Origin of the sequence: Promicromonospora sp. NPDC090134, from assembly GCF_044746965.1 — a bacterium.
Classification (GTDB): Bacteria; Actinomycetota; Actinomycetes; order Actinomycetales; family Cellulomonadaceae; genus Promicromonospora.
The window spans coordinates 372,421-393,773 of sequence record NZ_JBIVCZ010000001.1 but is presented as its reverse complement, the minus strand read 5'-3'; the positions used below and the strand labels follow the sequence as shown (position 1 = coordinate 393,773).

Below are 21,353 nucleotides of genomic sequence, written 5' to 3'. Positions count from 1 at the left end.
CGGGTCAGTCGGTGCCGGCAGGGTGTGCGACGTCGTAGGCGCGGGAGACCTTCTGGGGGACGACCATCCGCCACGCGTCGATGACGAGCTCACGGGCCTCCTCCGGGTCCAGGGCGACGAGGTCGGCGTGCACCCAGTTGAACCGCATGTCCGACGCGGAAGGCAGCTGGAACGTCCGGGGATCGCTCGCGACGAGGGCCGCTCGCTCCTCCTTCGGGAACGCGAAGCCCATCACCGACTCGTCGAGCGAGAACGCCACGTAGACGAGCTGACCCACGCGGAACTTCAGGCGGCCGCGCACGTACACCTCGTAGGACCGTTCCAGGCTGGTGCCCAGCGGCCGGACATCGTCGATCTCCGCCATTGCTGACTCCGCTCGTCGCGCTCAGAGCGTCGACGGTCGTGGCGATCCGAACTCATCGATCGCCACGGAACCGATCGGAACCGATGGAGTGGGCGCGCCGTCGCGCGACCTGGGCGCGGCCGCAATAGCGTCGGCATGTCCGGCGCCGCCGGACCCAGCACTCGCTGGACCCCGTACGAGGAGGACAGCCGATGGGTCTCTTCGGCCGCCGCACCCCGCCCCCGGCCCGCCCGGACGCCCCGGACGCCCCGGACGCCCCGGACCAGCCGACCGAGCACGCGGCGTCCGCCGAGAGCCCCGCCTCCCGGCTGTGGTCCGACGGGTTCGGCCGCGTCGGCACCCGGGCGCTGCAGATCCTCGCGGTCGTCGCGATCATCGCCGTCTTCGGGTACGTGGGCACCCGCCTGACGCTCGTCGTGATTCCCGTGCTCATCGCGCTCGTGCTCGCGGCGGCCATCTCCCCGCTGGTGTCGTACCTGCGCCGCCACGGGTGGCCCTCGCTGCTGGCCACGTGGGTCTCACTCCTGGCCCTGGTCGCGCTGCTGTCGGGGATCGTGTGGCTCGTGGTGCGCGCCGTCGCGGACCAGTGGGACGAGCTGGGCCGGCAGGCACTCGACGGCTTCGACTCCCTCGAGACCTACGTCCAGGACCTGCCCTTCGAGATCACCGAGGCACAGCTCGCGTCGGTGCGTGAGTCCGCGCTGAACCTGCTGCAGTCCGACACCGTGGGCTCCGGGGCCATCGCGGGCGTCTCGCAGACCGCCGACTTCATCGCGGGCTTCTTCATCATGATCGTCGTCCTGTTCTTCTTCCTGAAGGACGGTCCGGCGATGTGGGAGTTCCTGCTGCGGCCGTTCGAGGGTCACCGGTACGAGCGGGGGCAGCGCGTGGGCGACGCCACCATCCGCACGCTCGGCGGCTACGTGCGCGGGACGGCGATCGTGGCGCTGGTCGACGCCGTCGGCATCGGGATCGGCCTCGCGATCGTGGGCGTACCGCTCGTCATCCCGCTGTCCGTGCTCGTCTTCCTGCTCGCGTTCATCCCCCTGGTCGGCGCCACCGTCGCCGGCGTCATCGCGGCCCTGGTCACGCTCGTCGCCGTCGGACCGGTCGAGGCGCTGATCGTCGTCGCGATCGTGGTCGCCGTCAACCAGCTCGAGGGCGACTTCCTCCAGCCGATCGTCATGGGCCGGACCCTGCGCCTGCACCCGCTCGTCATCCTGTTCGCCCTGACCGCGGGCACGGTGCTCGCCGGGATCACCGGCGCCGTCCTCGCCGTGCCGGTCGCCGCGTCGATCTGGCGCGCCATCCAGGTGTGGGACGGGCCGGACCTGCCGGCCCGCTTCGCCCGGCAGAAGCGGCCCGAGACGGTGACCGAACTTCGAGATGAGAAATCCTGAGGCCTTCCGGCACGCCCGACGGTCGTGGTCAGATGGCGCCCATGATCCCGCAGACGACTCGGAGCACGGCCTCGCTGGAGAGCCACACCGGGCTCACCTCCCTGACCGAGATCACCAGCAGCCCGGACCCGCAGGAGCACTACGCCCGGTTGCGCGCGCAGTGGGGCCCGGTCGCCCCGATCGAGATCGAGCGCAAGGGCGACGTCGTGATCCCGGCGTGGCTGGTCCTGGGCCACTCCGAGAACTGTCACGTGATGCGCTCCGAGTTCGACTTCAGCAGGAACGCGGCCAACTGGCGGTGGAACGCCGAGAACCTGCTGCCCGCCGGCACGGCGATCGGCATCTACACCCCGGCGGAGCCGAGGCCGACGGCGTTCTACCACGACGGCGACGAGCGCAAGCGGCTGCGCGAGCCGCTGGACGACGCCCTGGCAGCCCTCGACGAGCGGGTGGTCCGCGAGCGGACCACGGACATGTGCGAGCGCGTCATCGACCGGATGGGCCCGTCCGGGAGCGGGGACCTGGTCAAGGCGTACTGCCGGCCCATCGGGTTCCTGGCGATGACCACCACGCTCGGGTTCGACCTGGAGACCGGGGCCATGCTCATGGCCGACGCCGCGGCCGTGGTGAGCGGCGACGGCGACCAGGTCGCCCAGGCCCAGGCGAACACGGCGGCGATCGTCCTGGAGCACATCCGCCGACGGCGGCAGGACGGCGGGGAGGACCTGGTCTCGTACCTCGCGGTCCACAAGAACTTCGCGCACGACGGCGAGATCGCCAGCAGCTCGATCGTGCCCGTCAGCGCGGCGGCCATCTTCCTCACCGCGTGGATCACGCAGACGCTGCACCAGATCCTGACGGACCAGAGCCTCGCCGCCCGGGTCGCCGGCGGCCGCCTGACGCTCGACGGCACGCTCGACGAGGTGCTGTGGCGCAGGTCCCCCATCGCCCAGTCGCCCGCGCCGCGGTTTGCCCTCACCGACCTGGATCTCGGCGGGCACCGGATCCGCAAGGGCGACGCCCTGGTCCTGGCGATCGCCGCGGCGAACCGGGACCCGGCCGTGCACACCGGCGACGTGTGGGACGAGGTCGACAACCGCTCCCACCTGTCCTGGGGCACCGGGCCGCACGCCTGCCCGGCGCCCCGGCTGGCCCGGCTGATCGCCCGCACCGCCGTCGACCAGCTCCTGCGGCACATGGACGTACAGCTGACCGTGTCACCCGACGACCTGCCCTGGGCGTCCTCGGCATGGGTGCGGCACGCCGAGCGGCTCCCCGTGACCTGGCGGGCCGCCGACCACGGTGTGGTCGGCGGCTGACACCCGGCGGCTGACACCCGGCGGCTGACACTCGGCGGCTGACACTCGGCGGCTGACCGAGGACGCGTCAGCCCGCGCGCTCGGCGCCCAGGACGGCCGGCAGACGGGCCGGGCCGTTCGCCACGAACCCGGGCACCTGGCCGTGGTCGCCGTCCGGCTCGGCGAGGCGCAGGTCGGGGAAGCGGTCGAACAGCGCCGGCAGGGCGGTCTCGGCCTCCAGCCGGGCCAGCGGCTCGCCGACGCAGTGGTGGGCGCCGGCGCCGAACGCCAGGTGCGTCCGGTCCGCGCGCGCGGGGTCGAACACCGCTGCGTGCTGGTGCACGGTCTCGTCGCGACCCGGGGCGCCGAAGACGGCGATGATCGGGTCGCCCTTGCTGATCGCCACCCCGCCGAGCTCCAGGTCCTCGACGGCGAAGCGGAGCGGGATGTAGATCACCGGCGGCGCCACGCGCAGCGTCTCGTCGACCACGGCCGACCACGTGACCTCGCCGGCGCGGACCGCGGCGAGCACGTGCGAGTGGGTCAGCAGCAGGTGGACGGCGGAGGCCAGCAGGTTCACGGTGGTCTCGTGGCCGGCGACCAGCATCAGGTTGCTCGTGGAGACCGCCTCGTCGTCGGCCAGCTCGGCCGCGACGGTGCTGATCAGGTCCTCGGCCGGGTCCGCCCGCTTCTCGCGGACGAGCACGCCGAGCAGCTCGCGCAGCTCGGCCTGGGCCGCCCCCTGCGCCTCGCGCGTGGCACCGGTGTTGATCAGGGTGTCGGCGCACCGGCGCATGTCCTGCCGCTGTCCGTCGGGGACGCCGAGCAGGTCGCAGATCACCTCGACCGGGATCGACGAGGCGAACACCTCACGCAGGTCCACTACCGCCCCGTCGGCGCCCTTCGCGGCGAGCTCGTCGAGCGTCGCGGTGACGGCGGCCGTGACGCGGGGTTCCATCGCCCGCGTCCGGCGCGCCGTGAACCCCCGCGCCACGACCTTGCGCATCTCGCGGTGCGTGCTGCCGTAGGCGTTGAACATCGACGTGCCGGTGACCCAGGTGTACAGGGGCCACTGCGGCGTGATCTCGCCGTCGATCAGCGCCGTCCAGTGCTGGCGCGAGTCCTTCGAGATCCGCGGGTCGACCAGCATCGGGCGCAGCAGGGCCAGGTCGGTCACGGCCCACGCCTCCACGCCGCCCGGCAGGGCGACCTGCGTCACCGGCCCCCGCTCGCGCAGCCGCGCGACTTCTTCCAGGGGTGCCCTTCCAGCGGCATCCAGGACCAGGGTCTCCACGAGCACTCCTCACGCCGAACGGGCAGGTCAGTGGCCACAGTCTTGGCCGTGATGCCCGCTTTGTCCACGTCGGCGGACGTCTAGGCGGCGGCGAGCTCCTGAGCGAAGAACCCGGTCAGCTTCTCGACGACCGGACCCACGAACTCGGGCCTGTCGTAGAGGTCGACGTGGCTGGCCCCCTCGACCCAGTGGAGCTCCTTGGGCTCGTGGGCCTCGGCGAAGGCCAGGGTGCCCATGTGCCTGGTCACCGCCTCCGTCCCCTGGATGACGAGCAGCGGTCGGGGTGCGATCAGGCCGACGAACCGGAACTGGTCGGAGGTCGCGATGCGGTCGACGCTCGACCAGGTGAACTCCTTGGCGGAACGCGGGTGCGCCCCGCGCTCCGTGCGGTAGTACTCGAAGCCTTCGAACCCGTGCCGCCCGCCCAGCGCCCGCGCCTCCTCCGCGGTCTCCGGGAAGACCGGGAACATGCCCGTGCCCTCGCCGCGCGCTTCCGCGGTGCGGGCGGCCGCGGCGGCGTCCAGCATCCCCTGGACCACGGCCGGGGGCTGGGACCCGTCGGCGCCCTCGCGGAACTGGCGCCCGACGTCGACGCCGCTCACGGTGGCCAGCGCCCGCACCCGGTGGTCGCCCGCGGTCGCCGCGATGCCGTAGCCGCCGGAGGCGCAGATGCCGAGCATCCCGATCCGCCCGGCGTCGACCTCGGGGCGTGTGGCGAGGTACGACACCGCCGCCTTGAGGTCCTCGATGCGGTGGGCGGGATCCTCGAGCCCACGTGGCAGCCCGCCGCTCTCGCCCTGGTAGGCGGCGTCGAAGGCGAGCGTCACGAAGCCCTGCTCGGCCAGGTGCGCCGCGTACGTACCGGCGGTCTGCTCCTTGACCCCGGTCCCGGGATGGCCGACCACGACCGCGGGGAGCGGGGCGGCGGCGTCGGACGACGGGAGGTAGAGGTGGCCGGCGAGGGAGATGCCGGCGCTGTCGAAGGTGATGTCTGTTCGGTTCATGCGACCAGGTTGTGCCGCTCGCTCGCACCGCAACAGCGTCGGGTTCCTGCCGGGGAAGGATCCTGCCCTCCCACGCCGCCCCGCCCGATCGCAGAATGGTCCGTATGACCCCACCCGTCGATCCGGACGAGCTCGGCGCGTTCCTCAAGGCGCGCCGAGCCGAGCTCGACCCGCACGCCGCCGGCCTTCCCGAGACCCTGTCCCGGCGCAAGGTGCCCGGGCTGCGCCGTGAGGAGGTGGCCCAGCTCGCGGCGATCAGCGTGGACTACTACACCCGCCTCGAACAGGGCCGTGTCGCCGCGTCCGCCGCGGTGCTCGCCACGCTCTCGTCGGCCCTCCGCCTCGACGAGGACCAGCAGCGCTACCTCTACGAGATCGCCGGCAAGGCCGATGCCCGGCCTCGGCGCCGCCGGGCCCGGCAGGCCCTGCGCCCGGCGATGCGGCGGCTGCTCGACCGGCTCACCGACACGCCGGCGATCGTGCTCGGCAAGCGCATGGACGTCCTCGCCTGGAACGCCGCCGCCGCGGCCCTCTTCGTCGACTTCGGGGCGATCCCCGCCGCGCGACGCAACTACGTCCGCCTGCTCTTCACGGACCCGACCGTCCGCGCGCTCAACGTCCGGTGGGAGCACGACGCGCGGGACGCCGTCGCCGCACTGCGCATGGAGGCCGCCGCCGACCCCGACGACCCCGAGCTCGCCCGGCTGGTCGGCGAGCTCGCCGTGGTCGACCCCGACTTCCGCCGCTGGTGGGCCGAGCGCCGCGTGAACAGCGCCACGTACGGCACCAAGCAGTACCGGCACCGCGTGGTCGGCGACCTGACGCTCGACTGCGACACCTGGTCCAGCCCGGACGGCAGCGGGCAGCGCCTGATGGTCCTCACCGCCGAGGCGGGATCGCCGTCGGACGAGGCGCTGCGCATCCTGGCCTCCTGGACGGCGGACGCCGGCACCACGACAACCGTGACGGACGCGCGATGACCACCTGGACCGTACCCACGCCGGCCACGCTCCGCGACGCGCCGGCGCTGCATCTCTCCGCCGGCCCCGTCGATCCGGACGCACCTGCCGCCCCGGAGGTCGAGGTCGGCATGGTCCTCGCCGACGGCGAGCTCTACGTCCGAGCCCAGCGGGGCACGACGTCCCAGTGGTACCGCGCCGCGGTCAGCCACGGTTCCGGACGGATCCGGGTGGCCGGCGAGACCGTCGCGGTGCGGTTCGAGCCCGCCGGGCCGGAGGCCGCGCCGGCGGTCGACGCGGCCTACCGGAGCAAGTACGGGTCGTTCGCGTCCTTCGCCGCCGGCCGGGCGGCCCGCGCCGCGACCCTGCGCATCTCACCGGTGTGACCGACCAGCACGCCGCCGGCGCCGTCGCGCTCCAGCTCAGCCTGCTGCGGGCACCTCGCTGAGCCCGGCCGCCAGCCCGGCCAGCACCTCGGCCGCCGCGCGCGGCCGGACCAGCCACGACAGGTGGCTGGACGCGAGGGTGTGCACGTCGTACGGGTTGCCGGGCGTGAGCGCGTCGCCCTCGCGGATCATCCGGTCCTGCATCGCGGGCGGGATGCTCGTGTCGGCGTCGAGGCGCACGTAGGACCGGGGGATCGTGCCCCAGGTCTCCGCCTTGGCCCGATCGTCCGACGTGCCGACGTCGAGGTTCTCGTCCGGCTGGAACGTGGTGAGGAACGCGCGGAGCTCGTCGTCGGTGCCGTCCGCGAGGAACGCCTCCTTGAGGCCGGCCAGCACCGCCGGGTCGGCCGTGCGGAAGTTGGCGCGCAGCACGCCCAGCGCCGCCGGGTCGCCCGCGAGCACGGCCGCGAGCGCCCCCGCGTCGACGTCGGCCATCTCGGGCTGGGCGTAGTAGTCGCCGACGTCGAGGTCGACGGGTGCCCAGGCGGAGACGTAGACGATGCGGTCGATCAGGTCGGGGCGGGCGTTGCCGACGGCGGTCAGCGTCATGCCGCCCCGGCTGTGGCCGACGAGGATCACGGGTCCGTGCTCCTTGGCGCGTTCGAGGGCCTCGATGACACGCGTCGCGTTGTCGGCGAGGGTCACGCCCTTGATGGCACCGGGTGTGGTCGCGAGGCCGGCCGGGTCCTGGGGTGCCTGGTAGGCGGCGGGGTAGGTGGCCTCGAACCCGTGGCCGGGCAGGTCGACGGCCGCGGAGCGGTGCCCGTGGAGGGCGAGCTCGGCCTGGAGGGGTGCGAACGAGAACGAGTTGGCGAAGGCGCCATGGACCAGCACGAACGTGGGTGACATGGCGCCAGACGCTACCCGGGCGACCGGGTCAGCCGCCGGGATTTTCGAGGTACGCCTCCATCCCGCCGCCGTCGGCGAGGCCGATGATGTTGCCCGCCGGGTCGGTGAACCAGGCTCCGTCGCCTCCCTCCATGAATCCGCGCACGATGCCCTTCTCGTCCTGGTCGAACCCTTCGTAGTGCTGGAAGGTCACGCCCTTGGCGGCTAGCTCGTCCACCACCTCGTCGACGTCGTCGACCGTGAGGTGCATGACGGTGAACGGCGCGGGGACGTGGTCGTCCTTCTGGTAGACGAACACGGCGGCGCCGTCACCGAGGTCGAGCACGATGCCGGCTCCCTCGTCCAGGGTCGACACGCTCATGCCGAGCGTGTCGGCGTAGAACGCGCGCGCCGCGTCGATGTCGTTCGCCGCGAACGTCGGCAACACATTTCGTACGTTGACCATGGCTGTCTCACTCCTTCGTGATCACCGGCAACCGCACGGCGGGTTCCCGTCGGGAGCACCGGACCCTTTCCACACTGCCACCGTGGTGCGCGGGCGCAAGCGGCCGACGGGGGTCGGCCCGGACATCACCCGCGGGCGGCCGGGGCGGGCAGCCGGACCGCGCGCCGGGTCGGGACCGACGGCGCCTACTGGCCCACGCGCCCGTCGATGCGCTCGCGCAGGATGTCGGCGTGCCCGCAGTGCCGTGCGTACTCGACGATCTGGGACACGATGCCGTCCCGGAGCTGGAGGTCCCCGCCGTCGGGCCCGAGGTCGGAGTCTCCGACGTTCCAGCTCCCGAGGTCGGTGACCGTGTCGAGGTAGCGGTCGGTGGCCGCCATCTCGGTATGCCACTGGCGCCAGGCGTCCTCGGCGACGGCCGGGTCGGCGACGGCGCCGTTCCAGTCGCCGTCGCGGTCGTCGTCGGTCCGGTAGAGGGGTGGCGCGTCCTCGCCGGCCATGACCCGTCGCAGGTGTCGTTCCCCGTCGGCGAGGTGTCGCACCAGCCCGAGCAGGGACATGGTGGACGGCGGGGCGGAGCGGCGGGCGAGCTGCTCGGCGTCGAGCCCCTGGCACTTGAGCTCCAGGGTGAGCCGGTAGTAACGGAGGTAGTCGAGCAGCATGGCGCGCTCGTCACCCTGCGGGGTGTCGGTCTCGCGCGGGTCGTCGTCGGGGTCCACCCACATGTCGGGAAAGACGGTGGCACTCGTCCAACGGGTGGTCTCGGGCTCTTCGGCCTGTTCGTGGGGTTCCATGCGTCCAGGGTGGACCTGGGCCCGGGCCGTCGGCCACGGGAATTCCGGGACGGCGTCAGCCCTCGAGGCCGGTCCGGGTGTAGCTCGCCGGGCCGCCGCACGATGCCACGACGTCGCCGTCGGCGAGCAGCCGGACGTCGAGCCATGGCTGGGCGTCGAGCGCCGCCAGGGCGGCGTCAGCCTCCGGGTCGGTGATGTTGACCTCGACCTGGTGCGTGTCCCCGGCCGCCGCGATGGTCCGGTCGTGCGTGAACCCCTCGTTGTCCGTCCAGGAGTCGGCGTCGCCGGAACCGATGTCCCAGGACCGGGAGATCACCAGGTTCTCGCCGTAGCTGGTCCGGGCGTCGAGCTCGACCCGATAGTCGGTGCCCCGCACTGACGGGTCGCTCGTCCACGTGATCGTCGCGCCGGGGTGCACGACGCCGGTCTCCCGGACCGTCCACAGCCGGCGTTCCCGCTCGACCCACATGGATCCCGCCGGCTTGATCTGACCGGTGACGAAGGCCGGCTTCGAGGTCTGCACCTCGCACAGGGGCCCGTCCTCGGCCACGGCGTCCACCCCGCCGCCGCTGATGGGCACGCACCCATACCCGAGGCCGAGCACGCAGACCACTATCGCGGCCGAGTACAGGACGATGCGGGGCCACCGCGGCAGGTCGGGTATCCGGGGCACGACGACGGTGTGCACGATCGAGTCGGCGAATGTCTGCCGCTTCGCGTTCCAGAGGGGCCGCAGGTAACCGATCAGCAGGATCGCGTCGAAGAGGTGGAGCGCCCAGCGCGCCAGCGTCCTCCACAGCCCGGCCGGAGCATGGTCCTCCTCGCGGACCACCCGGATGCCGACCACCAGCTTGCCGGGCGTCCAGCCCGTCGTGGCCTGCAGCACCAGCAGGACCACCAGGGCGGCGATCGGGACCAGGACCAGCGGCCCGGCGGTGCGAGCGTCGTCGGCCACCGCTCCCCACCCCGGGGTGAGCGTCGGCGCGCCGAGCCCCGGGCCGAGCGCCAACCAGGACACCCCGGCCAGGATCGCGTTGTCGAGGATCGCCGCGACGACGCGCTGCCCCCATGAGGCGTACACCGGCTCGACGACGGCGACGAGCGAACCCGGCGTCGCGGGCGGCACGACGGCGACGGCCGACACCCCGCCGCCGTCGGGCACACCATCGGACGTCGTCCCGTCGTCGGCCCGGGGCCCCTCACTGCTCTGCATCCCTGGATGATGACAGCGAGGGCGGCCCCGGGCCAGGAATCAGCCCTGGTAGCGGTACGCGTCCCAGGCGCCGAGCAGGTACTGGATGCCCAGTGCCCGGTCGTACAGGCCGTACCCGGGCCGGGGCTTGTTCGTGGTGTTCTCGTCCCACAGGTGGCGGCCGTGGTCGGGCCGGATGTAGCCCTCGTAGCCGGCCTCGGCGTAGGCCTTCATGATGCCGGTGGTGTCGACGCTGCCCTCGCACGCGCGGTGCGCGACCTCGGTGAAGTCCCCGTTGTCGAAGTGCTTGATGTTCCGCACGTGCGAGAAGTGGATGCGGTCCATGAAGGTCCGCACCGCGTCCACGGCGTCCTGCTCGGGGTTGGCCGAGAAGCTGCCCAGGCACAGCGTCAGGCCGTTGTACGGGCTCGGGTTCAGGTCGAGCACCCGCGCGATGCCCTCCTTGGTCGAGACCACGCGCGGCCAGCCGAAGACGTCGAAGGGCGGGTCGTCCGGGTGCACGCCGAGCTTCACGTCGACCTCCTCGCAGGTGGGGATCACCGCGTCGAGGAAGTACATGTAGTTGGCGTACATGTCGTCGTGGGTCACGCCCTCGTACGCCGCGTTCAGCTCGCTGAAGCTCGCCAGCCGCTCCGGCTCCCAGCCCGGCAGGGTGAGCCCGTGCGTGTTCGCCTCCATGTCGGCGATCAGGCTCTCGGGCGACATCTTGTCGACCACGGCCTTCTCGTAGAACAGCGCGGTCGAGCCGTCCGGCAGCGGGTGCCACAGGTCGGTGCGCAGCCAGTCGAAGACCGGCATGAAGTTGTAGCAGACCACCTTCACGCCCGACTGCCCGAGGCGGCGGATCGTCGTGATGTAGTTCTCGATCGCCTCGTCGCGGCTCAGCCCGAGCGCGGTGCGGCCGAGCTTGATCGACTCGTGCACGTTGACGGACTCGACCACCTCGGCGTCGAACGTCTTCGTGATGCCCTGGGCGCGTGCCTCGTCCGACAGGCCCGTGATCCTCGCGATCTCGGCGTCGATCTCCGCCTGCTCCCACACCTCTCCGGCCTGCTTGTGGTGCAGGCTCCACACGATGGTCTCCACGCCAGGGATCTGGCGCACGTGATCCAGGGTCACGGTGTCGTTGCCCTCGCCGTACCAGCGGAAGCCCATCTTCACAGCGGTTCTCCTCGTCGTCGTTGTCCAGCCGCTCTTGTATACATCATGCCCGCCCCGGCGGGCGGGGCGGGCACGATGCTCACTCAGTGGCCGACGGGTGCGGCTCAGAGCGCCGTGAGGCGCAGCCGCATCCGGACCGGTGCGGCGTGCAGCTGGGCGTTCGGCAGCACCCCCGGCCCGCAGGCCGCGCTGCCCACGCCGTGCTGCGCGGCGTCGACGTGCAGCCACAGCCGGCCGTCCGGCACGAGCTCGTGCGGGTGCGCCGCCCGGTCGAGCGCCTCGTCGGACCACGGCCGCAGCGACAGCTCGAACCCGACCTGCGACCGGCCCCCCACCGTCACCTCGCCCGCGTCGATCCGCAGCCCGGAGCCGTCCGCGAACGACACGGCCGCGCTCGTGACGCCGCGCCGGGCGCCGTTCTCCTGCGGGTGCGTGTACCGGGTCTGCCACTCGGCGACCGTGTGCTCCCACGCGCCGCCGAGCGCCGCCGCCTTCGAGTCCGCGTACGACTCGTCCGGGCCGAGCCCGGTCCAGCGCACGCCGGCCTCCGCGGCCCGCGGCTCGTCGAGGGCGAGCAGCAGGCCGAGACGCGCGACGCTCTGGGGCGCCGGCCCCACGGGGCGGAGGTCGAGGATCAGGTCCACGGCGTCCGGCGCATCGGTGACCGGCTGCCAGCGGTAGCGCGTGGCGAAGCCGGTTCGGATCGCTGGCCCCGCGACACGTGCGTCGATCTCCAGCGCCCCGTCCTCGGTGACCCCGACGCCGGCGATGCGCTCACCGAGCAGGGTCAGGCCCGCCCGGTACCAGATCTCCGCGTCGGACCGCTCCCCGCGGCCGGGCCGGCGGTCGTTGTCGGTCGAGGCCCGCCACGCGTCGGCCCGGAAGGTGTGGACCGCGCGGCCGCCGAGCTCGCGGAGGCCACCCCGGCTGTCGAACCGTGCCGGACCGGCCCGGAACCCGCCGTCGGACTCCACCGTGACCCGGCCGGCCGGAGCCGGGAGCGGCGCCGGCTCGACGAGGAGGACCTGACCCGCGCCGAGCACGAAGTCGGGCTCCAGCCACTGGTCCTCGAACGCGTCCGGCTTCTCCTGGACCGCACGCAGCGTCCACCAGACCGGTGCCTCGCCCGGCTCGGGCAGGGCCAGGTCCGACGGCGGCCGGACGACGGCCTCGGCCCCGGCATCGAGCACCAGGTCAAGGACCCCGGAGGCGAGCTCCACCTCGCCGCGGTGCAGCATCCAGCGCAGCTCGGCGTGGCTGGTGTCTCGGAACGCGTAACGGTTACGCACCAGCAGCGCGCCGTCGGGCTGCGCGTCGATGCGGATCGGGGCGAACACCGCGGCCGTCTCGAGCAGCCCCGGCGAGGGCGTGCGGTCCGGCAGGAGCAGGCCGTCCGCGATGAACGTGCCGTCGTGGAGGCGTTCACCGAAGTCGCCGCCGTACGCCGAGAACTGGACCCCGTCATCGTCGGTGCGGGTCAGGCCGTGGTCGATCCACTCCCAGATGAAGCCGCCGAGCAGGCGCGGGTACCGGTCGAAGAGGGCGTCGTAGTCGGCGAGGCCGCCCGGGCCGTTGCCCATCGCATGCGCGTACTCGCACTGGAGGAACGGCATCGCCCGGCGGCGGCCGTCGGACTCGGCGCGCTCGAACGGCGGCTCGATGCCCTGGCCGATGAGGTCGACCTCCTCGCTCTCGGCGTACATCCGGGAGTACACGTCGACGTGGTCGCTCGACCAGTCGCCCTCGTAGTGGACGGGACGTGTCGGGTCGAGCGTGCGGATGGCGCCGGCCATCGCGGCGAGGTTGCGGCCGACCCCAGCCTCGTTGCCGAGCGACCACATGATGATGCTCGCGTGATGGGCGTCGCGGCGCACCATCCGGGTGACACGGTCGACGAGCACCTCGGTCCACTCCGGGTCGTCGACCGGGTTGCCGACCCAGCCGTCGATCTCGAAGCCGTGCGTCTCCAGATCGTTCTCGTCGATGACGTAGAGCCCGTAGCGGTCGCACAGGTCGAGGAAGTGCGGGTGCGGCGGGTAGTGGCTGGTCCGGACGGCGTTGATGTGGTGCCGCTTCATGAGCAGCACGTCCTCGAGCATCCGCTCGGGTGTCACCGAGCGCCCGCGCAGCGGGTCGAACTCGTGCCGGTTGACGCCACGCAGCTTGATCGGCCGCCCGTTGACGAGGAACACGCCGTCCTCGATCGAGATGGTGCGGAAGCCGACGGCGAGCGTCACCGTCTCGGTGTCCGTGGTGACAACGACGTCGTAGAGCCGCGGCCGCTCGGCGCTCCACGGTTCGACGGCCGCGCGCAGCTCCTCGCCCGCCGCTCCCTCGACGCCCAGCTCCGGCACCACGACCCGCGCGGCAACGGCGTCCGCGCCGGCCACGATCGTCGCGGCGTCCACGCGCAGCGTGCCGACGCCGGTCACGTGGTCAAAGCCCGCGTGCACACGGATGTCGTCGAGGGCCGCGTCCGGCCGGTGCTCCAGCGTGACACCGCGGAAGATGCCCGAGAGCCACCACTGGTCCTGGTCCTCGATGTACGACATGGCCGACCACTGGGTGACGCGGACGGCCAGCAGGTGCTCGCCACCCTGCCGCAGCCGACCCGTGAGGTCGACCTCCGTGGGTAGGCGGGACCCGTGCGACGTGGCGAGCAGCTCGCCGTCGAGCGCCACCTGGAACCAGGAGTCCACCCCCTCGAACCGCAGCAGGGTGCGGCCGCCCTCCGGCCACTCCGCGGGCAGCCGGAGGGTCGTGCGGTACTCGCCCGTCGGGTTGTCGTCCGGCACGTGCGGCGGCTCGACCGGGAACGGGAACAGGACGTTGGTGTAGGCGGGCATTCCATAGGGCCAGGCGTCCGGGGCTCCGGCGAGCTGCCAGTGCCCGGGTACGGACACACGGTCCCAGTCGTCGCCGGGTTCCGCACGGTCCACGCCCGTGTCGGGGCGCGGGAACAACCGGAACCGCCACTCGCCGTCGAGCGAGACGGCGGCGGCGCTGGAGGCGCCGGCCGGAGGGCGGAATCGCGGTGCGACGACACCGTCCGGCGTGACGACGGACTCGTGGGTGATGGACATGACTCCTCCAGGCGGCGTCGGGTGGGGAAGCGCGCAAACGAGAGCGCCGGTCGCGACGCTACCCCGCCTCGCCCTGCCGACTGCGCCCCGTCGTCAGATCATGGACAGATGGCCAGCCTGCTGCACGCCGTCCGCTCCCTCGTCGCACCGCTGACGCGCACGCGCGCGTTCCGCGCCGTCGGCCCCGTGGTGCTGCCGCCCGCCGAGCGAGCGCTCGCCTGGTGCTCCGGCGGGCGCCTGCAGATCAGCGCGCTGCTGGTGCCGTCGCTCGTGCTGCACACCCGGGGCGCGAGGTCCGGCAAACCACGGGACACCTACCTCATGTACACGCCCGACGGCCCGGGCCGGGCGATCGTGGCGGGCTCGGCGTTCGCCCAGGACCGGCACCCCGCGTGGACGTACAACCTGCTGGCCCACCCCGACGCGAGCATCAGCGTGCGCGGCCGCCACATCCCGGTGCACGCGACGCTCGTGGAGGACGGCGAGCGCGACATGATCTGGGGACAGATCGAGCGGCAGTGGCCGGGCTACCGCGGCTACGAGCGGACGTCGGGCCGCGAGGTGCGCCTGTTCCGCCTGGAACGGCCGCAGCGGGCGTAGCGTCGCAGGCATGGCGTACGACCGGGTCCTGGCCGACGAGATAAGGCATGCCCTGGCCGGCGTGGACGGGCTGTCCGAGAAGCACATGTTCGGCGGGCTGTCGTTCCTGGTGGGCGGCAACCTCGCCGTGGCGGTGCGCGACGACGGCCTGCTGGTCCGGGTGGGCGCCGACGCCGCCGAGGAGCTCGCCCGCACCACGGCCGCCGAACGCGCGGTGATGGGCGCCCGGACCATGGCGGGCTGGCTGGACGTCCCGGCGGCCGCCGTCGCCACCGAGACGCAGCTCGCCACGTGGGTGCGGCGCGGGGTGAGCTGGGCCCGGACGCTGCCGGCCAAGTAGCGCTTCCGCCCGGTCAGGTCCGCTGCCGCGCCAGCATCTCGCCCAGCACGCGCGCGCCCTCCGGGAACGCGCCCGGGTTCGGGCCGGAGTAGTTGAGCCGCAGGTAGGCGCCGGTCGGCTCGGCCGGGAACCACTCGTCGCCCGCCGCGATGATCACGCCCGACGCCTCGCAGTCCCGGACCAGGCGGGCGACGTCGGTCGTGTCGGGGAACCGCACCCAGAGGTTGAGGCCGCCCTGCGGCACCGCCTCGACGCGCGCGTCCGGGACGTGCTCGCGGAGCGCCCCGAGCAGCAGGTCACGGCGTCCGGCGAGCTGCTGGCGCAGGCCGCGCAGGTGGGTGCGCCAGGCGGGCTGGGTCACGACGTCGAGCGCGACGGCCTGCAGCATGCCGCTCACGTACATGGACTCCGCCTGGGCGCCGGCGAGGATGCGGTCGCGGGCCGGGCCCCGGGCGACGAGCCCCGCCACCCGGACCGCCGGCGAGACGCTCTTGGCCAGGGATCGCAGATAGACGGCGTGGCCGTTGTCGTCGCGGGTCGCGAGGGGCACCACGTCCTCGGTGATGCCGAAGTCGTGCGCCCAGTCGTCCTCGATCACGTACGCGCCGTGCTGCCGGGCCAGCTGGAGCACCTCGTCGCACAGGTCGGGCGACCAGCGGGCCCCCGTCGGGTTGGCGAAGTGCGGCTGCGCGTAGAACGCGCGGGCACCGGTCTGCTCGAACGCGCGCGCGAGCGCCTCCGGGTCCGGGCCGCCGGGGCCGCTGGGCACCGGCACCACCTGCACGCCCACCTGCTCCGCGGCCAGCAGGGCGCCCCAGTAGGTGGGCGACTCCACCAGCAGCGGGCGACCCGCGCCCACCAGGGCGCGGAACGTGATGCTGAGGCTGCTCTGGCTGCCGGGGAAGACGACGACGTCGCTCGGCGCGGGCGGCGCGACGCCGACGGGTGCGGTGCCGCCGACCTCGGCCGCGAACCAGGCCTGCAGCTCGGGCACCCCGGCGGCGGGCGACCGGGTCACGGCGGCCTCGCTGCGCGCCGCCCGGACGAAGGCGGCGCGGACCAGCCGCTCGGGCAGCAGCTCACGGTCCGGGTAGCCCGAGTGCAGCGCGATGACGTCGTTCGGCACGGTGTGCTGCGCGCGCGACAGCTGCTGGGCGGGCTGGGCCCGGGGGCCGAGCGCCGCCGTCTGCCAGCCGTAGTCATGGGGACGGGCCACCCGCACCGCCCGGACGAAGGTGCCGACGCCGGGCCGGGTCTCCACGACGCCCTGCGCCACCAGGGTGCGCAGGGCCTTCTGCACGGTGACCGGGCTCGCGCCGTACCGCGTCACCAGCTCCCGGCTGGAGGGCAGCCGCGCACCGGGCGCCGCGGCCGCGATCCAGTCGTGCAGGCCGGCGACGATCCGTCCGCTGCTATCGTCATACATGACAGCCAACAGTAGCGCTACCCTTACGACGGACCGTCCGCTATCGGCCTCGCGCGCCGGCCTCTGGTGGGGGCTCCTGGGGGTGCTGGCCTTCTCGTTCACCCTCCCCTTCACCCGTGTGGTCGTCGGCTCCGGCGCCATGTCGCCGCTGTTCGTGGCGTGCGGGCGCGCGGTCGTGGCCGCGCTGCTGGCGGGGGCCGTGCTCGCGATCACGCGGCAGCGCAGGCCCCGCGGCATCCAGTGGGCGCGGCTCGCGGTCGTCGCGGCCGGTGTGGTCGTCGGCTTCCCGGTGCTGACGTCGTTCGCGCTGACCACCGCGTCCGCCAGCCACGCCGCCGTCGTGATCGCACTGCTGCCCGCCGCCACCGCGGTGCTGGTCGTCGCGCGCGGGCACGAGCGGCCCCGGCCGTCGTTCTGGGTGATGGCCGCCCTGGGTGCGGTCGCGGCGATCACCTTCGCCTCGGTCCAGGGCGACGGGTTCGGCGGCCTGCACGGGTCGGACCTGCTCCTGCTCGCCGCCGTGGTCGCCTGCGGGTTCGGCTACGCGGAGGGCGGGCTGCTCTCGCGCGAGCTCGGTTCGTGGCAGACCATCTCCTGGGCCCTGGTGCTCGCCGCGGTGCCGATGGCGCTGCTGACGGCGGTCGCGGTCGTGCGGCAGCCGCCGTCGGGCACGCCGCTCGACTGGGCGCTGTTCGGCTACCTGGGGGCGGTGAGCATGTTCCTGGGCTTCGTCGCCTGGTACCGCGGGCTGGCGATCGGCCCGATGGCGCAGGTCAGCCAGGTGCAGCTGGTCCAGCCCGTGCTGGGGATCGCCTGGGCGGCGCTGCTCCTGCACGAGCAGATCGGCTGGCCCACGGCGCTCGGCGGGGCGGCCGTGATCCTCTGCGCCGGCGTCGCCGTCCGGTCCCGCCTGCGGCAGCCCGGCTGAGGCGCACCGTCCGGCGTCGGGCAGACTGGGCGCACACCCGACCCTCCTCCGGAAGGATCCCGCATGCCCCCGATGTCCCGTCTGGGCCGCCTGTTCGCCGTCGTCGCCTGGATCGAGGCGTTCACCTGGGCCGGACTGCTGGTCGGGATGTTCCTCAAGTACGTCACCGAGACCACCGAGGCCGGGGTGTGGCTGTTCGGGCGTCTGCACGGCGGGGCGTTCGTGCTCTTCGTCGTGGTCACGCTGGTCGTGGGGATCAGGCTGCGGTGGGGCTGGTTCCGGACGCTCGTGGCCCTGGCCTCGTCGGTCCCGCCGCTGACCACGCTGCTCGCCGAGTGGTGGCTCAGGCGGACGGGACACCTCGCGGACCCGGCCGACCGCGCGGCCGCGGCGGAGCCGGCCGCGGAGCTCCAGCCCACGCGCTGACCGGACGGGCCGTCTCCAGACGTGCGGAAAAGCACATGTGCCGCGCGGCAACGGTGTCGTAGCATCGAGTGTCGGCTGTGCGGCACAGGGCCCGGCCGACGCACCGGTCACACACGGACCGGTCGACCACGAGGAGCGAGAGATGCGGGAACTCACCGCGGGATGCGGGGCGGCCGTCTCGGCCTGCTCGGGCAGTGCCCGGACCCGCGCTACAGCTCTCTGAACTGGTAATACGGCTCGGAGGGCGGGCGCGGCATCGTCCCCTGCCCTGCCGCCCGCCGGCCCGGTGCGCCGAACGTATCGGTGACCGTGGCGCCGTCGTGCACGTCTCGCGACGGCGGACGCCGGCCGGTGGCCTCCGCACGACCGGAAGCCGAGAAACCTGATGAACCCCCTGACCGAGAAGCAGATCCGCGCGTCCTTCCAGAACGCGAGCAAGCGGGAGGCCGCACAGGCGACCCTCCCCGACCTCGACACCCTCGACTGGGAGCGCCTCGACTACCTGGGGTGGCGCGACCGCAAGGCGCCACTGTCCGCGTACGTGGTGCTCGAGCTCGACGGCGAACCGACCGGGGTGCTGCTGCGCTCCACCGACGCCAAGGCGGGCGGCAAGCGCACCAAGGGCGTCTGCGCCTGGTGCGAGGACGTCGTCGTCACCGAGGACGTGTCCCTCTACGTCGCCAAGCGAGGCGGCGCCTCGGGCCGCAACGGCAACACGATCGGCACGTTGATCTGCACCGAGTTCGTCTGCTCCCGCAACGTGCGGCGCACGCCCACGTTCACCGAGGCCGGCAACGACCCGGCCATGCGTGAGCTGATCACCGACCGCCGCATCGCCGGTCTGCGCGAACGCGCCGCTCGGTTCGTGGCAGAGGTCGGCAGTACGCGCTGACCTTCGCGTCGGGCGCACAGGTCCCGCGGGCCTGTGCGTCCGACATCCGCGGGTGCGGTGCGGACGCCGGGGAGTGGGCGCACCTCCGGCGGTTCACGCCGCCACGCCGTCCTCGGCCCGCAGGCGCGCGGCGGCCGCTGTCGCGGCCTCGCACCACACGACGGCGGGCCGGTCGACGGCGCCGCGCATCACGATCTGGCGGCACAGCTCGCCCAGCCCCTCGGTGGCCGCCCGCTCGGCGTCCACCCCGGGGAACATCCGGTGCACGGAGAAGACGACGGCGCGGCGGTGCGCGGCCCACTCCGAGGGGTTCGAGGCCAGTCCATAGGTCCTGCTCTTGGTCGCGGTCATGCCCTACAGACGCGGCGACCCGGCCGATGTCACAGCACTTCGGCAACTTCGTTCGCGGCGGTCTCCCGGCGTGGCGACGTAACCTCGCCACGTGCCCCTCTCCGACCACGAGCCCCGCCTCGACTCCGCCGACACCCCGGTCCTGTTCGCCGCCTACCTGGACTACTACCGGCAGGCCGTGGACAGAAAGGTCCGCGGCCTGTCCGACGTCGACCTGCGCACCTCCCGGCTGCCGTCCGGCTGGTCGCCGCTCGAGCTGCTGATCCACCTGGTGCACATGGAGCGCCGCTGGTTCCGGTGGGGTTTCCTGGGCGAGCAGGTCGACCGCCCGTGGGGTGACCACGCGGGCCAGGACCCGCACGGGCCGTGGGCGGTGCCCGACGGCGTGGGCCCGGACGAGCTCCTCGCGGCGCTGCACGCCGGGGGCGAGGCGACGCGCGAGGTGCTCGCCGCGCACGACCTCGCGGAGCACGGGGCGCTCGGCGGCCGGTTCACCGAGGACCCGCCCACACTCGCCTGGATCTGCTTCCACGTGCTGCAGGAGTACGCCCGGCACGCGGGGCACCTGGACGTCGCGGCCGAGATCGCGGGTGGCGCGACAGGCGAGTAGCCGCCCGCACACGACCTGCACGGATGTCCACCGTGGCGCGCGCATCTCGCGGCTAACGTCCGGGCATGCGCACCCCGCCCGAACGCCGCCCGTCCCGGTCAGCACTGCGCACAGGCCTGTGGACGACGGCGGCCGGGGTGGCCGTCGTCGCCGTCCTCGGCATGCTCGTGGCGACCGGGACCGTCTGGCCCAACCGGATCCCGGCGGCCGCCTACGAGGTGCGGGGCGTGGACGTCTCGCACTACCAGGGCGAGATCGACTGGGACGTGCTCGCCGCGCAGGACCTCGACTTCGCGTGGATCAAGGCGACCGAGGGCGCGTCGCACACCGACCCCCGGTTCGCGGAGAGCTGGGCGGCCGCGACCCGGACGGACCTGCTCGTGGGGGCCTACCACTTCATGAGCTTCGAGAGCCCGGGAGCGGAGCAGGCCGCGCACCTCGCGAGCGAGGTGCCCGCGACCCCGGGCACGCTCCCGCCCGTCATCGACCTCGAGTTCTACGGCGCCTACTTCGACGACCCGCCGGCACCGGAGCGGGTGCGCGCGATCCTCGACCCGCTCGTCGCGGGCATCGAGGCGCACTACGGCGTGCCGCCGATCGTGTACGCGACCGAGGAGGCGTACGACCTCTACGTCGCGGGCCGCTACCCCGACCTGCCGGTCTGGATCCGGTCGGTCGCGTGGCCGCCCCGGCTGTCCGACGGCCGGGACTGGACCGTCTGGCAGTACTCGAACCGCGACCAGCTGACCGGGTACGACGGCGTGGAGCCGTACATCGACCTCAACGTCTTCGCGGGCACGCGCGAGGAGCTGGCGGACCTCACCCTTCCGTGACGGCCCTCCCCGGAGCGAGGGTCAGGGCAGCGTGAGGGTGCCGACCAGGCCGCCGTCCTGCTCGGCCACCTCGAAGCCGATGCGCTCCAGCGACCGCCGCGCCCGCGCGCTCGCCACCGTGCGCGCCACGAGCCGCCGGGCGTCCATGGTGTGCGCCGCCGCGAGCGCCCAGTAGGCCACCTCGCCCGCGATGCCGTGCCCGCGGTAGGACTGGCCGAGCCAGAGCCCGACCTCGCGCGCGCTGGGGTCGCCGTCGACCAGGGCGAGGCGGGCCGCCCCCACGATCCGGCCCCTGGTCTTGACCGCCCAGGTCACCTCGGGGACCGCGGCGGCCGGGGTGAGCCGGCACCGGCGGTGGTAGTCGCGGAACGCGCCCTTGCGCGGCTCGGTCCACGTGGTGCGGGCCTCGTGGGCGGACTCACCGGAGGCGGGCGGCATCACCTCGCCGGGCTGAGCCTCGGCCACGGCCAGGGCGAGCAGGTCTTCGAGCACGTCCTCGCCCACCGGAACGAGGTCAACCATCATCTGTGATGTCACGTCGCGGATGATAGTCCGATTTCGTAGCATCCGATGCTACTGAAATATTCAACCACTTCCGGTATGGACAAAGCGGGCATCTCGGAAAAGACTGAGCTCA

General features: G+C 73.2%; 23 protein-coding genes. 11 read left to right on the top strand and 12 right to left on the bottom strand.

What is annotated here, in order from left to right; translation table 11 throughout:
* Positions 1-4 precede the first annotated feature (4 nt).
* The gene (locus ACIPN7_RS01755) at positions 5-364 is read right to left on the bottom strand and encodes an MmcQ/YjbR family DNA-binding protein (RefSeq protein WP_400537375.1); all 360 of its coding nucleotides are present in this window, start codon (positions 362-364) and stop codon (positions 5-7) included.
* 191 nt (positions 365-555) lie between these two features.
* On the opposite strand from ACIPN7_RS01755, the gene ACIPN7_RS01750 reads away from it, so the two are divergent.
* Together ACIPN7_RS01750 and ACIPN7_RS01745 are read left to right on the top strand one after the other, a co-directional pair.
* The gene (locus ACIPN7_RS01750) at positions 556-1,764 is read left to right on the top strand and encodes an AI-2E family transporter (RefSeq protein WP_400537373.1); all 1,209 of its coding nucleotides are present in this window, start codon (positions 556-558) and stop codon (positions 1,762-1,764) included.
* A gap of 41 nt (positions 1,765-1,805) precedes the next feature.
* Entirely contained in the window at positions 1,806-3,083 is a 1,278-nt protein-coding gene (locus ACIPN7_RS01745) for a cytochrome P450 (RefSeq protein WP_400537371.1), read from the top strand.
* A gap of 67 nt (positions 3,084-3,150) precedes the next feature.
* Here the strand turns inward: ACIPN7_RS01745 and ACIPN7_RS01740 are convergent, their stop codons facing one another.
* Both ACIPN7_RS01740 and ACIPN7_RS01735 read right to left on the bottom strand, forming a co-directional pair.
* Positions 3,151-4,356, bottom strand: coding sequence for a cytochrome P450 (locus ACIPN7_RS01740; RefSeq protein ID WP_400537369.1), 1,206 nt, complete (start codon positions 4,354-4,356; stop codon positions 3,151-3,153).
* 80 nt (positions 4,357-4,436) lie between these two features.
* Complete coding sequence (locus tag ACIPN7_RS01735) at positions 4,437-5,360, bottom strand: alpha/beta hydrolase (RefSeq protein WP_400537367.1); 924 nt, start codon at positions 5,358-5,360, stop codon at positions 4,437-4,439.
* 104 nt (positions 5,361-5,464) lie between these two features.
* Between ACIPN7_RS01735 and ACIPN7_RS01730 the strand changes: the two genes are divergently transcribed.
* Positions 5,465-6,340 (top strand): helix-turn-helix domain-containing protein, encoded by an 876-nt coding sequence (locus ACIPN7_RS01730; RefSeq protein WP_400537365.1) that lies wholly within the window; start codon positions 5,465-5,467, stop codon positions 6,338-6,340.
* Positions 6,337-6,705 carry a DUF2255 family protein gene (locus tag ACIPN7_RS01725; protein WP_400537363.1) on the top strand — a complete coding sequence of 123 codons (369 nt, stop codon included), beginning with the start codon at positions 6,337-6,339 and terminating at the stop codon, positions 6,703-6,705. Before ACIPN7_RS01730 ends, ACIPN7_RS01725 begins: the two co-directional genes overlap by 4 nt.
* A 36-nt stretch (positions 6,706-6,741) precedes the next feature.
* Here the strand turns inward: ACIPN7_RS01725 and ACIPN7_RS01720 are convergent, their stop codons facing one another.
* The 6 genes from ACIPN7_RS01720 to ACIPN7_RS01695 all read right to left on the bottom strand — a co-directional run bounded on the left by ACIPN7_RS01720 (position 6,742) and on the right by ACIPN7_RS01695 (position 14,310).
* Complete coding sequence (locus ACIPN7_RS01720) at positions 6,742-7,614, bottom strand: alpha/beta fold hydrolase (RefSeq protein WP_400537361.1); 873 nt, start codon at positions 7,612-7,614, stop codon at positions 6,742-6,744.
* A 28-nt stretch (positions 7,615-7,642) separates the two neighbouring features.
* Positions 7,643-8,059: a VOC family protein gene (locus ACIPN7_RS01715; RefSeq protein ID WP_400537359.1), complete on the bottom strand. Its 417-nt coding sequence runs from the start codon at positions 8,057-8,059 to the stop codon at positions 7,643-7,645.
* Positions 8,060-8,244: 185 nt separating this feature from the next.
* Positions 8,245-8,853: a DinB family protein gene (locus ACIPN7_RS01710; protein WP_400537357.1), complete on the bottom strand. Its 609-nt coding sequence runs from the start codon at positions 8,851-8,853 to the stop codon at positions 8,245-8,247.
* Between the two features lie 55 nt (positions 8,854-8,908).
* Positions 8,909-10,066, bottom strand: a complete 1,158-nt coding sequence (locus ACIPN7_RS01705) for an RDD family protein (RefSeq protein ID WP_400537355.1) — start codon at positions 10,064-10,066, stop codon at positions 8,909-8,911.
* A 39-nt stretch (positions 10,067-10,105) separates the two neighbouring features.
* Positions 10,106-11,221, bottom strand: coding sequence for a mannonate dehydratase (locus ACIPN7_RS01700; RefSeq protein ID WP_400539132.1), 1,116 nt, complete (start codon positions 11,219-11,221; stop codon positions 10,106-10,108).
* A 110-nt stretch (positions 11,222-11,331) separates the two neighbouring features.
* The gene (locus ACIPN7_RS01695; protein WP_400537353.1) at positions 11,332-14,310 is read right to left on the bottom strand and encodes a glycoside hydrolase family 2 TIM barrel-domain containing protein; all 2,979 of its coding nucleotides are present in this window, start codon (positions 14,308-14,310) and stop codon (positions 11,332-11,334) included.
* A gap of 108 nt (positions 14,311-14,418) precedes the next feature.
* Here ACIPN7_RS01695 and ACIPN7_RS01690 point away from each other — a divergent pair, with 108 nt between their 5' ends.
* A complete protein-coding gene (locus ACIPN7_RS01690) occupies positions 14,419-14,910 on the top strand; it encodes a nitroreductase family deazaflavin-dependent oxidoreductase (protein WP_400537351.1) in 492 nt (163 codons plus the stop codon).
* A 10-nt stretch (positions 14,911-14,920) separates the two neighbouring features.
* Entirely contained in the window at positions 14,921-15,250 is a 330-nt protein-coding gene (locus ACIPN7_RS01685) for a TfoX/Sxy family protein (protein WP_400537349.1), read from the top strand.
* 13 nt (positions 15,251-15,263) lie between these two features.
* On the opposite strand, the gene ACIPN7_RS01680 is transcribed toward ACIPN7_RS01685, so the two are convergent.
* Positions 15,264-16,676, bottom strand: a complete 1,413-nt coding sequence (locus tag ACIPN7_RS01680; protein WP_400537347.1) for a PLP-dependent aminotransferase family protein — start codon at positions 16,674-16,676, stop codon at positions 15,264-15,266.
* On the opposite strand from ACIPN7_RS01680, the gene ACIPN7_RS01675 reads away from it, so the two are divergent.
* The 3 genes from ACIPN7_RS01675 (at position 16,675) to ACIPN7_RS01665 (ending at position 18,922) form a co-directional block, all read left to right on the top strand.
* Positions 16,675-17,604 carry a DMT family transporter gene (locus ACIPN7_RS01675; protein ID WP_400537345.1) on the top strand — a complete coding sequence of 310 codons (930 nt, stop codon included), beginning with the start codon at positions 16,675-16,677 and terminating at the stop codon, positions 17,602-17,604. The genes ACIPN7_RS01680 and ACIPN7_RS01675 overlap by 2 nt on opposite strands.
* A gap of 63 nt (positions 17,605-17,667) precedes the next feature.
* Positions 17,668-18,030 (top strand): DUF3817 domain-containing protein, encoded by a 363-nt coding sequence (locus tag ACIPN7_RS01670; protein WP_400537343.1) that lies wholly within the window; start codon positions 17,668-17,670, stop codon positions 18,028-18,030.
* A gap of 385 nt (positions 18,031-18,415) precedes the next feature.
* Positions 18,416-18,922 (top strand): FBP domain-containing protein, encoded by a 507-nt coding sequence (locus tag ACIPN7_RS01665; protein ID WP_377235135.1) that lies wholly within the window; start codon positions 18,416-18,418, stop codon positions 18,920-18,922.
* Positions 18,923-19,015: 93 nt separating this feature from the next.
* On the opposite strand, the gene ACIPN7_RS01660 is transcribed toward ACIPN7_RS01665, so the two are convergent.
* Entirely contained in the window at positions 19,016-19,273 is a 258-nt protein-coding gene (locus ACIPN7_RS01660; RefSeq protein ID WP_400537341.1) for a hypothetical protein, read from the bottom strand.
* A 91-nt stretch (positions 19,274-19,364) separates the two neighbouring features.
* On the opposite strand from ACIPN7_RS01660, the gene ACIPN7_RS01655 reads away from it, so the two are divergent.
* Positions 19,365-19,883 (top strand): DinB family protein, encoded by a 519-nt coding sequence (locus ACIPN7_RS01655; RefSeq protein ID WP_400537339.1) that lies wholly within the window; start codon positions 19,365-19,367, stop codon positions 19,881-19,883.
* A gap of 65 nt (positions 19,884-19,948) precedes the next feature.
* Positions 19,949-20,716, top strand: a complete 768-nt coding sequence (locus ACIPN7_RS01650; protein ID WP_400537337.1) for a GH25 family lysozyme — start codon at positions 19,949-19,951, stop codon at positions 20,714-20,716.
* A gap of 21 nt (positions 20,717-20,737) precedes the next feature.
* On the opposite strand, the gene ACIPN7_RS01645 is transcribed toward ACIPN7_RS01650, so the two are convergent.
* Positions 20,738-21,253, bottom strand: coding sequence for a GNAT family N-acetyltransferase (locus tag ACIPN7_RS01645; protein WP_400537335.1), 516 nt, complete (start codon positions 21,251-21,253; stop codon positions 20,738-20,740).
* Positions 21,254-21,353 lie beyond the last annotated feature (100 nt).